This window comes from Streptomyces sp. NPDC059564 (genome assembly GCF_042735575.1).
Taxonomy (GTDB): domain Bacteria; phylum Actinomycetota; class Actinomycetes; order Streptomycetales; family Streptomycetaceae; genus Streptomyces.
Window position 1 is genome coordinate 1 of the sequence record NZ_JBHWBP010000215.1, and the last position, 13,013, is coordinate 13,013.

10 protein-coding genes are annotated in these 13,013 nt (G+C 73.1%); 4 read left to right on the forward strand and 6 right to left on the reverse strand.

Going from position 1 to position 13,013, the window contains the following annotated elements; genetic code table 11:
* Together ACFV0Q_RS28185 and ACFV0Q_RS28190 are read right to left on the reverse strand one after the other, a co-directional pair.
* Positions 1-1,920, reverse strand: a 1,920-nt coding sequence (locus tag ACFV0Q_RS28185) for an FUSC family protein (protein WP_385009168.1), incomplete at its 3' end; no start/stop codon positions are given.
* A gap of 138 nt (positions 1,921-2,058) precedes the next feature.
* Positions 2,059-5,532: a M28 family peptidase gene (locus tag ACFV0Q_RS28190; RefSeq protein ID WP_385009177.1), complete on the reverse strand. Its 3,474-nt coding sequence runs from the start codon at positions 5,530-5,532 to the stop codon at positions 2,059-2,061.
* Positions 5,533-5,703: 171 nt separating this feature from the next.
* Between ACFV0Q_RS28190 and ACFV0Q_RS28195 the strand changes: the two genes are divergently transcribed.
* Positions 5,704-6,663 carry a LysR family transcriptional regulator gene (locus ACFV0Q_RS28195; protein ID WP_385009169.1) on the forward strand — a complete coding sequence of 320 codons (960 nt, stop codon included), beginning with the start codon at positions 5,704-5,706 and terminating at the stop codon, positions 6,661-6,663.
* A gap of 23 nt (positions 6,664-6,686) precedes the next feature.
* On the opposite strand, the gene ACFV0Q_RS28200 is transcribed toward ACFV0Q_RS28195, so the two are convergent.
* Positions 6,687-7,463, reverse strand: a complete 777-nt coding sequence (locus ACFV0Q_RS28200; RefSeq protein WP_385009170.1) for an alpha/beta fold hydrolase — start codon at positions 7,461-7,463, stop codon at positions 6,687-6,689.
* A 63-nt stretch (positions 7,464-7,526) separates the two neighbouring features.
* Between ACFV0Q_RS28200 and ACFV0Q_RS28205 the strand changes: the two genes are divergently transcribed.
* On the forward strand, positions 7,527-7,940 hold the full coding sequence (locus ACFV0Q_RS28205) for a MarR family winged helix-turn-helix transcriptional regulator (RefSeq protein WP_385009171.1): 414 nt from the start codon (positions 7,527-7,529) through the stop codon (positions 7,938-7,940).
* A gap of 77 nt (positions 7,941-8,017) precedes the next feature.
* Here ACFV0Q_RS28205 and ACFV0Q_RS28210 read toward each other — a convergent pair whose 3' ends face one another.
* Complete coding sequence (locus ACFV0Q_RS28210) at positions 8,018-9,472, reverse strand: APC family permease (protein ID WP_385009172.1); 1,455 nt, start codon at positions 9,470-9,472, stop codon at positions 8,018-8,020.
* 171 nt (positions 9,473-9,643) lie between these two features.
* On the opposite strand from ACFV0Q_RS28210, the gene ACFV0Q_RS28215 reads away from it, so the two are divergent.
* Complete coding sequence (locus ACFV0Q_RS28215; protein WP_385009173.1) at positions 9,644-10,837, forward strand: ROK family protein; 1,194 nt, start codon at positions 9,644-9,646, stop codon at positions 10,835-10,837.
* Between the two features lie 54 nt (positions 10,838-10,891).
* Here ACFV0Q_RS28215 and ACFV0Q_RS28220 read toward each other — a convergent pair whose 3' ends face one another.
* Entirely contained in the window at positions 10,892-11,248 is a 357-nt protein-coding gene (locus tag ACFV0Q_RS28220; RefSeq protein WP_385009174.1) for a zinc ribbon domain-containing protein YjdM, read from the reverse strand.
* A gap of 405 nt (positions 11,249-11,653) precedes the next feature.
* Between ACFV0Q_RS28220 and ACFV0Q_RS28225 the strand changes: the two genes are divergently transcribed.
* Positions 11,654-12,160 carry a C40 family peptidase gene (locus ACFV0Q_RS28225; RefSeq protein ID WP_385009175.1) on the forward strand — a complete coding sequence of 169 codons (507 nt, stop codon included), beginning with the start codon at positions 11,654-11,656 and terminating at the stop codon, positions 12,158-12,160.
* A 35-nt stretch (positions 12,161-12,195) separates the two neighbouring features.
* Here ACFV0Q_RS28225 and ACFV0Q_RS28230 read toward each other — a convergent pair.
* On the reverse strand, positions 12,196-13,013 hold an 818-nt coding region (locus ACFV0Q_RS28230), incomplete at its 5' end, for an SMP-30/gluconolactonase/LRE family protein (protein WP_385009176.1).

Genomic DNA, 13,013 nt, shown 5'->3' on the forward strand with positions numbered 1-13,013 from the left:
GCCCCAGAGCACGTGGTGGCCCGCCATGAGGGCGCTGTGCCAGTCCGGGCTGGGGCCCGTCGGGTGCTGGGCCTCCCCCTGGTACTGGGCGTAGGCCGTCTCGGCGAGGAGCAGCGCGTGCTGGACGTCCTTGTCGGCGCGGACGGCGGGCGGTGCTCCCGCGCCCGCCGTCACGGCGCGCGTGGTGGCGGTGACCTCGTCGGCGGCGCTCCTGAGCAGTGTGGCCACGGAGCGGCCGAGTTCGTCGTGGGCGCCCTTCGGCCAGGCGAGGAGTCCGCAGGTGATGCCGATGACGCTGCCGATGAGCACGTCGAGGAAGCGGACCTCGGCGATCTGCCAGGTGGTGGGGGTCAGCTGGGCGAAGGCCATGGCGACGACGAGCGTGAACAGCGCCTGCGTCCAGCCCACGCCCCGCACCGGGCCGATGCAGAACGCGGCCAGCATCAGCGGCGGCAGCAGGATCACGTACGGCGTGGTCGACCCGGCCGCGAAGGCGAGGACGACTCCGGCGGCGAAGGCGCCCACGAGGGTCCCGGTGAGGGCGGCGCGTACGGTGGCCCGGGTCTGGACGGCCGTGGTGCGGGTCAGGGACAGGACCGCGAGCATCGCCCAGAAGCCGTGCGGCAGGGTGTCCAGTCCGGCCACCGTACGGGCCACGGCGAGCGCCAGGCTGATCCGTACGGCGTTCTGGAAGTACACGGACCTCGGCCCGGCGTGTCCCGCGAGGCGGGTCCACCAGAGGCGGGCCGTGGACGGCGTCGCGTACCAGAAGCGGCCCTCGTCGGTGTCCGGTACGGCCCGTCGCCCCAGGACGGCGATGTCGGCCGCCCGGCCCAGGACCAGGGCGGCGTCGGCGATCTCCACCAGGGCGGCGTGGCGCATGCGGTCGGCGGGGACGGGGGGCACCAGGGCGGCGCTCCGCTCCCGGGCCGCGCCCAGCGCCGGGGCGGCGTCCGCGGCGGGGGCGGGCGCGCCCCGCGGCGCGAGCAGGGCGGCCGTCTCCCGGGCGGAGCCCTCCACCGCGCGGAGCAGGGCCAGGCCGGTGGGGTCGGGCGGGGCGCCGGGGCCGGGGGCGGGCAGGACCCGCAGCCGGGCCAGGAGGGTGCGTACGGCCAGTCCGGTGTGGGACAGCGCGCGCTCGCGCAGGTCGGGACCGGCCGGGCGCTCCGCTTCGGGGACCCGGGAGGGGCGTACGGCCTCACCGGCGGCCGTGGCCTGCCGGACGGCGTCCTGGGGCAGGGCGTAGGGCGGTTCGTACAGGGCGGCGGCGCAGCGGGCGGCGGTGCGGGCGGCGGCCGCGGCCCGCTCCCGGTAGGTGGGCACGCGGGGGTCGGGCAGCACGAAGGCCTCGGCCAGCACGGCCAGCACCATCCCCACGACGGTGCCGGCCAGCCGTTCGCCGAGCGTGTCCGGGGCGTACGGGGGGAAGCAGGGCAGGATGTAGAGCAGCTGGAGTCCGGGGGACGCGCCCGCGGGGCGGGGGCCGGCGGCCGCGATGAAGGCCAGGCAGAAACCGATGACCAGGGTTCCCGCGACGGCGGTCCAGGTGCGGACGGCGAGGAAGGTGCCGATGGTGACCAGGACGCAGCCGACGGGCAGGAGCCGTGCGATCACGGCGGCCCGCTGCCGGCCGGTGCCCGGGATGCGGGCGAGGGCGGCCACGGAGATCGCCGAGAAGAGGGCGTAGGTGGCGCTGACCTGGCGGTCCAGGGCGTACAGGAACACGTAGAAGCCGGTGCAGGCGGCCAGGGTGACGCGGACGGCCCGGCGGGCCGCGGCGGCCAGGGGATCGGTGCCGGTCCGCAGGCGGGCGAAAGCCTGTGCGAGGGCGGTGGCGCGGGACGGTGGCGTGTGCCGCGCGCCGTCACCCGGGCTGTCGCCCCGGCCCGCGCCCCGGCCGTCGTGCGTCTGCGTACCCATCGAGACTCCGACCGCCCGGCTCCTCGCTCGCGGTCCCCGTATCAGGGTCCCTCCGCCGGACCGGGACAGCAGCCCGGGCACGGGCCCGCCCGGCCTCCCCCGGGTGGGGGCGGCCGGGCGGGCTTGCCGCGTCCGGGCTCAGCTCACCTGGAGGGCGACGTCGTCCACGACGTAGGAGGTCTGGAGCGACTGGTCCTCCGTGCCGAGGAACTGCAGGGTGACGGTCTGCCCGGCGAACCGGGAGAGGTCGTAGGACTTCTGGACGTATCCGGCGTTGGCGTCGACGTTGGAGAGGGTCTCCAGGGTCTGGCCGCCCACGGCGACGGTGAAGCGGTCGTAGACCACGTTCTCGGTCTCGTCGGTGTCGATGTGCAGGAAGAACGACAGCTGGTACGAGGAGCAGCCGGCCGGGATCGCCAGCGATTGCGCGGCGCTGTCGGAGTGGGAGGATCCCCAGCCGTTGAGCCACGCCATGGAGGAGCCGGAGTGCGGGGCCTCACCGGCCTGGTTGGTGATGACGCCCGCGGTCGCGTTCCAGGGGCTGCTGCCGTTCTCGAACCCGCCGTTGGCCACGATCTGGCGCGGGGTGCAGCCGCCGCCTCCGCTGACGGTCAGGGTGTAGGTGGTGGTGTGGCTGACGGTGCCGGAGCCGGTGACCGTCAGGGTGTAGGTGCCGGGCACGGTGTTGGCGCCGACCTGGACGGACAGGGTGGAGGAGCTGCCGGACTGTACGGAGGCGGGGCTGAGCGTGGCGCTCACGCCGGCCGGGGCGCCGGAGACGGTCAGGGCGACGGTCTGCGGGGCGCCGCTGACGGTGGTGGTGTTGACGGTGGAGGTGGCGGAGCCGCCGGGGGCGGCGCTGCCCGCGGCGGGGCTGGTGGCGAGGGAGAAGTCCTGTGCGGGGGTCTGCCCGCCGACGGCCTGCTTCCACACCGTGTACGCGACGCCGTCGGCGCTGCGGTCCAGCACGGTGGCGCTGATGTTGTTCGTGGTGTCGCAGGAGCTGTGGTAGCAGGAGTCGTAGGCGGCGTTCGCGGTGCCGCCCCACTTGGTGGCCTGCTGGGCGGTCTTGCGGGCGCTGGCTCCGGCCGCGTAGCCGGAGGTGGGGATGCCGGCCTGCTGGAAGGAGTAGTCGTCGCTGCGGCCCTGGCCCTCGGTGTTCTCCTCGGGGGCGAGGCCGAGGGAGGTCCAGTACGCCTTCAGGGGGGCGGCGGTCGTGGAGTTGACGTTGTTGATGAAGTAGCCGCCGTTGGGCGAGCCGACCATGTCGAAGTTGTAGTAGCCCTTGATGGCGGCGCGCTGGGCGCTGCCGAGCTGGTTCACGTAGAACGTGGAGCCGTTGAGGCCCTGTTCCTCGTCCGTCCACCAGGCGAAGCGGACGTGCTTGGTCATCGTCGGGTTCTTCTGGGCGAGGACGAGGGCGTTCTCCAGCAGGGTCGCGGAGCCCGAGCCGTTGTCGTTGATGCCGGGGCCGGCCGAGACGCTGTCGAGGTGGGCGCCGAACATGAGGGTCTGGTCCTCGGGGCCGCCGGGCCAGTCCGCGATGAGGTTGTTGGACGGGTAGGTGCAGGAGGAGCAGTTCTGCTCGGTGACGGTGAAACCGGCGGCGGTCAGCTTGCCCTTGATGTAGGCCAGGGACTGGGTGTGGCCGCCGCTGCCGGCGCGCCGGTTGCCGCCGTTCTGGGAGGCGATGGTGTTCAGCTGGGTCAGGTGGGCCTGTACGGCGGCCACGTCGATGTTCGGCGGATCGGTGCCGGGCGTGGTCCCGCCGACGTTGAGCACGTAGTCGACGGTGTGGGAGAGGGTGGCGCCCTGTCCCTTGATGACGACGGTGGAGGCGCCGGGAGCCGCGTTGGCCGTGGCGGTCAGGGTCAGTACGGAGGACTGGCCGGACTGTACGGTCGCCGGGTTGAAGGAGGCGCTCACCCCGGCCGGGAGGCCGGTGGCGGTGAGGGCGACCTGCTGGGCGCTGCCGGTGGAGGTGGCGGTGTTCACCCGGGTGGTGACGGACGCGCCCTGCTGGACGGTGCCGGAGGACGGGTCCAGTGCGAGGGTGAAGTCGCCGTTCTGGCCGCTCGGGGTGCAGGTGGGGTCACCGGCCTGGGCGGGGACGCTGATGGCGTCCCAGGCGGCCTTGGTCCTGGTGAAGAGGTCGCAGGTGGTGTCGAGCGACTTGGCTGAACTGAGCGTCGCCGTGCGGTACTTCTTGTAGGACATGCTGCTGGTCTTGAGCAGCATGCCGCCGTAGAAGATCTTTCCGGCGTTCTGGACGCCGACGCCGGTCAGGGTGCTCTGGTTGCAGGTGCTGCTGCCGGGCTTGCCGCCGCCGGGGTTGGTGCCCTCGGCGAGCAGGTAGAACCAGTGGTTGAGCGGGCCGGCGGCGGCGTGCACCTCGGTGCCCGGTATGGCGGAGCTGTAGCAGGCGGGGTCGTTGTTGACGGCCGGCGGGTTGTACATGTTGCGGATGGGGCCCCGGCCCTGGAGGTTGATGACCTCGCCGACGGTGTAGTCCGGAGTGTCGTACGGGGACGGTTCGTTGACGTACGCCTCGGTCAGCGCGCCGAAGATGTCGCCGGTGCCCTCGCCGAGTCCGGCTTCCTGGCCGCTGGTGCCGCCGGGGGTGTTGCTGTCGATGGCGTGCCCGTACTCGTGGGCCACCACGTCGAGGCCGGCGATCCATTCGTTGGCGCTGTTGTGCCCGATGGTGACGGAGCTGCCGTCCCAGTAGGCGTTGAGGTCGCCGAGGCCGACCTTGCCGGGGAAGCTGCGGCCGTTGCCGCTGACGCCGTTGCGGCCCAGCCACTGGCCGAGCATGTCCCACTGCTTCTGGGCGGCGAACATCAGGTCCACGCAGCCGGTCTCTTTGCTGGTGGGGTTGCCGGTGCCCCAGGCGTCGGAGGACTTCGAGAAGACGCTGCCGCTGCTGTAGTCGGCGCAGCTGAGCCCGGCGCGGTTCGGGTCGCGCAGGCTGTACGTGGAGCCCGAGGCGGTGGTGTCGATGGTGACCGGGCCGGGGCCGTTCCACTTGCTGTTGCCGGTGCCGGCGACCACGTCGTCGTAGGTGTCGACGACGGATCCGGTGCGGGCGTCCACGAAGACGTGGAGCCTGCTGGGCGCCGTGCTCGTCCGGCCGGTCAGGACGGTCTCCCAGGCCAGGACCGGCTTGTCGTCCTTGAGGCGGACCACGAGGCGGCCGGCCTCGGCCTTGTCGACCTTCGCGAGCCGGGTCCGCGCCGTGGTCTCGGCGTCCTTCGCGCTGACCGTGGGGCGGGTCGCGACGTCGATGCGGACGGAGGAGGCGGACTGCAGGGCGCGCACCTTGCCCGCACCGTCGGCGAGGACGACGGCGTCGCCGCCGACGACGGGGAGGCCGCGGTAGCTGCGCTCGTACGCGACCGAGAAGAGGTCCCGCAGCCAGGGCGTGACGAGGCGTCGTTCGTACTGTTCCTGCGAGGAGTTGACCAGGGAGTCGAGACCGCTGGTGACGGCGCGGTCGGCGGCGGCGACGGCCCGCGCGGCGGGGGTGTCCTGCGCGGACGGTCCGGGCTGCCGCTGCTGGGCGGCCGACGCCGTCCCGGTCAGGGCGCAGGCGAGGCTCGCGGTCAGCGCCATGGCCGCCACGCTCGCCGTCCATCTGGTGGGGTGCAACGTCCACTCCGTTCGTGGGGGGTGAGTGCTCGTTCGCCGCCGAGTATGAGCGTGGACATGACGAGATTGGGACATCCCGGCAGGCATAAGGCGCGCGTTATGGTGCGGCGGCGGGAGGCTGCGTACGCTGCCCGGATGCAGCTGGAGTTGAGGCATCTGCAAGCCGTCTGCCGGATAGCGGAAGCGGGCAGTCTGGGGGGCGCGGCGCGCAGGCTCGGGGTGTCCCAGCCCGCGCTCTCGGCGCAGCTGCGCCGCATCGAGGCGGTCACCGGCGGGGAGCTCTTCGTACGCGGCCGCAACGGCGTGGAGCCCACCGCGCTCGGCCAGTTCGTGCTGACCAAGGCCCGCCGGGTGCTCAGCGAGATGGACGCGCTCGGCGCCGAGGCCCGCGCGCTGGCCCCGGGCGCACCCCTGCGGCTCGGCTGCATCCTGCTGGTCCTACTCGACGGGCTCCTCGCCCAGACCGACCTGTCCATGTCGGGGCGGGAGATCACCGTGGACCTGGAGGACTCGGTGACCGCGCTGGCCCGGATGCTGGGCGCCGGCCGCTACGACGCCATCGTCTTCGGGGAGGTCAACGACCACGAGGTGCCGCTCCCGGAGGGGGTCCTCGCGCGGACCCTGATCCCGAAGGAACCGTTCTGCATCCGGCTGTCGGCGCAGCATCCGCTCGCGGCGCTGGACCTCATCGACCTCACCGACCTCGCCGACGAGCCGTGGATGACGCTCGTGGAGGACGACGACGGCGGCCCGGAGGCCCTGGTGGCGGCCTGCGCGAAGGCCGGTTTCAGCCCGCTGCTGCGCTACCGGATCACCGACCGGAAGATGCACCACGACCTCATCGCCGCGGGCCGGGCCGTCTCCCTGAGCCAGCCCACCGCTCCGGCGGCCGCGGGTACGGTGATGCGCCCGCTCGCCGGGTCACCCGTCACCGGCCGGATCCGCCTCGCCTGGAGCCGGGCGGCGCTCTCGGCCCGGCAGGCGGAACTCCTCTACCGGGCGGCGGCCCGCGCCTACGTGGCCGACGTCGGCAACAACGCCTTCCACCAGGCCTGGTGGGACGCCCACCCCGAGGTCCATCCGGCGCTGGACTGAGGCCGGACGCCGCAGACCGTCCGTCAGAGGTTCGCGGTGAACCGGTCGATCTCGGCGTGCAGCCGGTCCGGGGTTTCGAGTTGGGGGAGGTGGCCCGCGCCCGGGAGCAGGGCGAAGCGGGCTCCCGGGATGGCGGCGGCGTAGGCGCGGCCGTAGGCGGGGGTGACGATCCCGTCGCTCTCCCCCCACAGCACGAGCGCGGGTACGGTGACGGCCGCGAGCCGGTCGCGCAGGTGCGGGTCGGTCATGGACGGACCGCCGCCGTAGACGGCGAGGGCGTCCCGGTTGCCCGCCATGGCCGCGCGCTGCTGCGGTGTGGGCGGGGCCGGGGCGGCTTCCGGCGCGAGGGGGCGGTGGCGGCTGAGCCGGGAGAGTTCCTGCGGCGACAGGGCGAAGACGTCGGCCACCGGTTCGCCGTCGACCTCGATGCCGACGGCGTCGACGAGGACGACCGCGCGGACGCGGGGGCTGTGGAGCAGGGCGAGTTCGGCGGCGGTCCAGCCGCCGATCGAGTTCCCGATGACGGTGACGTCCCGCAGGTGGAGGCGGTCGAGGAGTTCCCCGTAGAGCGCGGCGAGACCGCCCATGCCGTCGAGGCCTTCCGGCCGGTCGGTTCCGCCGAATCCCGGGTGGGTCGGGGTGATCACTTCGGTGCGGCCGTCGGAGGCGAGCAGCTCGGCGAAGGCTTCGACGGACTGAGGTCCGGCGCCGCCGTGCAGCAGGAGGTACGGGCGGCCGGCGCCGCGCCGGGTGAAGGACAGTTCGCAGGGGACGGGGGCGTTCAGCAGGAGGCGAGTCATATCAACAACCTTAGATCAGCATGTTGATATAAACAACCTTGTTCGGAGCGTTAGCATCGCCCGGTGAGCACTTCCCTCCAAGAACTCGGCCAGTCCGTCAAACGGCTGCAGAACCGTCACCACCACACCCTCAACGCCGCCCTGCAGGAGCTCGGCGTGAGCCTGGTGCAGTGGGACGCGCTGCGCCACCTCGACCAGAACCCCGACGCCTCGCTGCACGACCTGGCGCAGCTGACGTTCCAGACGGACCAGGCCTTCGGCACCCTGGCCAAGCGGATGACCGACCGCGGGCTGATCGAGCGGGCCCCCGGCCCGGGCCGGGCCGTGCGCCACCGCCTCACGGAGCACGGGCGCGCCGTACGGGTCGCGGGCTCCGCGATCGCGGAACGCGTACTGGCCGACTCCTTCGCGCCCCTCACCGATCCCGAACGCGACGTCCTCGCCGCCCTGCTGCGCCGCCTGCTGGACCGGGCCTGAGGGTCCGTCGGACACGAAGGGAACCGTCCGGCCCCGGCGCGTGCCGGGACCGGACGGAAAGACGCCCGCGGGGTGGTTCAGGGGCTGACGGGGACGGGTTCGGATTCAGGGTCCGCCGTGTGGTCCTCGCGGATTTCGCGGGGGCCGAAGGGCCAGACCTTCTCGCGCCGGGCCCACAGGAAGAAGGCCGCGCAGCCCAGGGCGACCCAGGCCAGGGACCATTCGATCGGATGCCGCCCGGGGGCGTTCCGGTCCGCGTACCCGTAGATCACCACCCAGCCGGCCAGGGCCACGACGGAGGGCAGCGGGTACAGCCACATCCGGTACGGGCGCTTCATGTCGGGCCGGCGGCGGCGCAGCACCGTCACGGCGGCGATCTGCGCGAGTGCCTGGACGAGCACCATCACGGTGGTGAGGAGCTGGATGAGGGTGGCGAGGTCGGTGTGCCGTCCGATCAGGAAGCCGCCCGCGGTGACGACGCCCATGGTCGCGAGGCCCAGCACGGGGAAGCCGTGGCGCGGGTGGAGCTTGCCGAAGGGGCGGAAGAACACCCGGTCGCGGGCGGCGTCGTAGGGCACCCGGGAGCCGCCGAGGAGTCCGGCGAAGACGGAGGCGAAGGCCGTGACGAGGATCAGTACGGTCACCACGTTCGCGGCGCCCTCGCCCCAGGTCTCCTCCAGGACGGCGGAGGCGACGGAGGTGGAGGCGATGTCGTCCGGGTCGAGCATCCGGTGCCAGTCGACGACTCCGAGGGTGCCCACCTGGAGGAGCAGGTAGATCGCCATGATGCCGAGGATCGAGAAGACGATGGAACGCGGCAGGGTGCGGCCGGGGTCCTTGATCTCGGCGCCCATGTAGGCGGTGGTGTTGTAGCCGAGGTAGTCGTAGATGCCGATGGTCAGACCGGCGGCGAAGCCGGTCCAGAAGGCGGTTCCGGTGAAGGAGAAGGCGCCTTCGGGGTAGTCGAAGGCGAGGCCGGCGTCGAAGTGGGTGAAGGCGGCGACGATCACCAGGGCCACGGCGGCGATCATCACGACCCACATCACGGCGGTGATCTTCGCGATGTGCTCGATGCCGCGCCACAGCAGCAGGACCACCAGCGCGATGACGCCCAGGCCGACGAGGTCTCCCCCGCCCTGCCCGAGGCCGGGCGCGAGGTAGCCCAGGTACTGGACGAAGCCGACGACGCCCGTGGACATGATCAGCGGGATGAAGAGCATGGCCGTCCAGACGAACAGGAACGGCATCAGCCGCCCGGTGCGGTACTGGAACGCCTGGCGGAGGTAGACGTACGAACCGCCGGAGCCCGGCATCGACGCGCCGAGCTCGGCCCAGATGAGCCCGTCGGCGAGCGCGAGCAGCGCGCCGGCGATGAAGCCGATGACGGCCTGGGGGCCACCGAAGGCCGCCACCATGAGGGGGATGGTGACGAAGGGACCGATGCCGCACATCTGGCTCATGTTGATGGCGGTGGCCTGGAACAGGCCGAGGCGGCGGACGAAACCACCGGTCGGTGGCGGGGCTGCGGACACGGGGTCCTCCGATGGCGAGGCAGGCGGGAGGGAGGGAGCCGATGCACCACTGGCGGGAAGTCGACCTCGGCCCCGGGCGTGCCCAAGTTAAGAATCTTTACTTGATGCGTCAAGAGGTCCGGCCCAGGGGTCAGCCGGATCGACCCCGGCCCGATACTCGACAATGGCCCGGTGACCAGCAGAGACGAGCGCATCGAACAGCCCTGGAGCCTCCCGCGCCTGCGCAGCACCAACGAACGGCTGCTGCTCGACCGGCTGAGGGACAAGGGCGCCACCTCGCGCGCCGAACTCGCGCGCCTGACCGGCCTGTCGAAGCCGACGGTGTCCAGCGCGCTGGCCTCCCTGGAACAGTCGGGCCTGGTGCGCGAGGCGGGCCTGATCTCCCCCGAACGCGGGCGCACCGCCGTCCTCTACGAGCCCGACCCGACCGCCGGGTACGCCCTCGGCATCGACATCGGGCGGTCCTGGCTGCGCGTGGCGGTCGCCGATCTGGCGGGCTCCGTCGTCGCGCGCCGCGACGTCCGCAACCGCGCCCGCAGCTCGGGGGCCATCGCCGACCTGGTCGTGGCCACCAGCCGGGAGGTGGTCCTGGAGTCGGGGGCCTCGGCGGACAAGGTCGCGCACGCGGTCGTCGGGACTCCGGGGGTCTACGACGAGGAGACCGGGCAGGTACGCCACGCCCGCAACCTGCCGGGCTGGGGGAAGGCGGGGCTGTTCGACCGGATCCGCCAGGGGCTCGGAGTGCCCCTGACCGTGCACAACGACGCCAACCTCGCGGCCCTGGGCGAGTACACCTTCGGCGTCGGGGCGGGCAGCCGGCTCTTCGTGTACCTGCTGGTCGGGACCGGGCTGGGGGTCGGCGTCGTCAACGAGGGCCGGCTGTTCCGGGGCGCGCACGGCGGTGCGGGCGAGATCGGTCTCATCCCCTGGCTCGGGGTGCCGGGCCCCGCGGGCGGCCGGGAGGACCGGCCCGAGACGCTGGAGAGCGTGGCCTCGGGGCAGGCCGTCGCCGAGGCGGCGCGCGCCTTCGGGATGAAGGGCGCGCCGACCGCGGAGCGCGTCTTCGAGGCCGCCCGCTCGGGGGACGCGGCGGCCCTGCGCGCCGTGGAACTGGAGGGCGGCCGGCTGGCGCACGCGGTCGCCGCGGTCACGGCCCTGTTCGACCCCGACCTGGTCGTGCTGGGCGGCGGCATCGGCCACAGCAGCGATCTGCTGCTGCGGCCGATCCAGGACACCCTGCGCGGCATCTCCCCGCTGCGCACGCCCCTGGTCGGCAGCGAACTCGGCGACGACGCGGTGCTGCTCGGCGCTCTGGCGACCGCGCTCGACTCGGCCCGCGACCTCACCTTCGAGCAGCGCGCGTAGGCCCCGCGGGCGCGCGCGGCGGCCCCGGGGCCGGTCCTTCACACCTGCGGCGGGTCAGCCCTTCCTGACCACGCTGGACTTGAGCTGCATCGCGCCGAACCCCTCGATCTTGCAGTCGATGTCGTGGCCGTCGACGCCGTCGACGAGGCGGATGTTGCGCACCTTGGTGCCCGCCTTGATGCCGCTCGCGCTGCCCTTGACCTTGAGGCCCTTGACGACGGTCACGGTGTCGCCGTCGGCCAGCACGTTGCCGACCGAGTCCTTGACCACCCGCTCGGCGGGGGCCTCGGCCCACTCGCCGGAAGCCGCCGGCCACTCGTGTCCGCACTCGGGGCAGACGAGGAGCGCACCCATCTCGTAGGTGTAGGCGCCGGAGCACTCGGGGCAGGGGGGCAGGGCGGTATCAGTCACCTGACCAGTGTATTTCAGCGATTCCGGCCGCGCGGGCAGGGCAGGACCGCGGTGCGGCCCGCCTCTGCGGGCCGGGTCACGAAGGACACGAACTCCACCGTGAGAAGCGGAAATTCGCGCCCGGGGTCACGGCGGACCGGCGCGTTATCACGAACTGCCGCGCCCACACGGCCTTACATGCGCCGCGTCACGATCTGCACGCCAATGCCCGAAGATTTTCCCTTCGCTTCGCGGACATTTTGCAGAACCGATACGGCGCGAGCCCTGCCCCAGAGCTGAAACGCGTGGGGCATCGGAGAAAACTGACGGCCGTCAGACGCAGGGATCCCACGTCACCGAAAGCAGGACGACCTTCCACCGGTATTCGACCGACCGCTGCCCGCACCCGAACGCGGAGGTACCCCGATGCACGCATCCAGGACCGACTCCCGTAGTTTCCGCACGACGCACCGGCCCGTCCGCCGCACCGCCGGCTCCCGCGCTCCCCGCGCCCTCCTGCTCCTCCTCCTGCTGACCGCCGGCACCATCGCCGGCCCCGCCGCCCCCGCCGACGCCGCCCCGTCCTACGGCGCCAAGGCCGTGGTCGTGGCCGCCTCCAAGGAAGGCGCCCCCTACGCGCACGGCGCGACCGGCCCCGCCCGCTTCGACTGCTCCGGCCTGACGCTCTACTCCTTCCGCAAGGCCGGCCGCCCGCTGCCCCGCACGGCGGAGCAGCAGTACGAGGACACCGACCACATCCCCCGGAGCAAACGGGCCCCGGGCGACCTGGTGTTCTTCCCCGACGGGTCGACCATGGGGCACGTGGGCATCTACGCCGGGGACGACAAGATCTGGCACGCCCCCCGGCCCGGCACCCGCGTCCGGCTGGAACGGATCTGGAGCGGGGACGTCCGCTACGGCCGCGCCTCGTGACCCCGCCGACGGGCGGCCGCGGCACGGCCGCGCGGCTACCGGGCGGCCGACGGGTCGGCGCCCGCGGGGACTTCGTAGATCCGGCCGTCGACGCCCGAGCGGTAGAGCCTGCCCGCCGGGAAGCCCCGGTCGCCGTGCCCGTAGGTGATCTGCGTGGACAGGTGCATGCCCGACTCCACGGCGCACAGGCTCCCTCCCTCGGCCCGCCAGATCTGCCCCGACGCGTGGGTGGCGATCAGCGGGCGCCCGCGGCCGTCGAGCGTGAGCCCGTCGGGCAGGGCGAGGGCGTCGGAGGGAGCGGCGGAGATCCAGCGCCGCGGGTGGGCCGGGTCCCCGACGGGGATCCGGTACAGGCCGGGGGCCACGGTGGTCTGGACGACGTAGACCTCGGAGCCGTCCGGGGACACCGCGATCCCGTTGGGCTGCCCGACCCGGGCCCAGGCGGGGTCCACCCGCCCGTCCGGGGTGACGCGGCCGATGGTCCGGCCGCCCAGGGTGGTGGTGTAGACGGTGCCGTCGGGCGCGAGGGCGACGCCGTCGATGCCGCCCAGCCCCGAGGCGTACGTACGCACCCGGCCGGAGTCCGGGTCGACGAGCAGCAGCTCCGAGACCGGGAGGAGGCCGCCCGTCACGGAGTGCGCGATGTCGTTGCCCGTGCCGACGAGGAGCATCCCGTCGTCGCGGACGACGATCCCGCCGTTGGCGCCGACGTTCCCGGTCAGCGCGAAGGGCTCGGCGCCCGGGGCGTCGATCCGGTAGACCCGGCCGGTGTAGTACGCGGTGACGAACATCCGGCTCCGCCGGTCGACGACGATCGACTCCGCCCAGTCGGGTATCCGGGCCACCTCGGTGG

What these genes read in the sequence shown, in the direction of transcription:
- ACFV0Q_RS28190 (WP_385009177.1), bottom strand. Translation starts at nt 5,532, where the DNA reads ATGGCGCTGACCGCGAGCCTCGCCTGCGCCCTGACCGGGACGGCGTCG.
- ACFV0Q_RS28195 (WP_385009169.1), top strand. Translation starts at nt 5,704, where the DNA reads ATGCAGCTGGAGTTGAGGCATCTGCAAGCCGTCTGCCGGATAGCGGAA.
- ACFV0Q_RS28200 (WP_385009170.1), bottom strand. Translation starts at nt 7,463, where the DNA reads ATGACTCGCCTCCTGCTGAACGCCCCCGTCCCCTGCGAACTGTCCTTC.
- ACFV0Q_RS28225 (WP_385009175.1), top strand. Translation starts at nt 11,654, where the DNA reads ATGCACGCATCCAGGACCGACTCCCGTAGTTTCCGCACGACGCACCGG.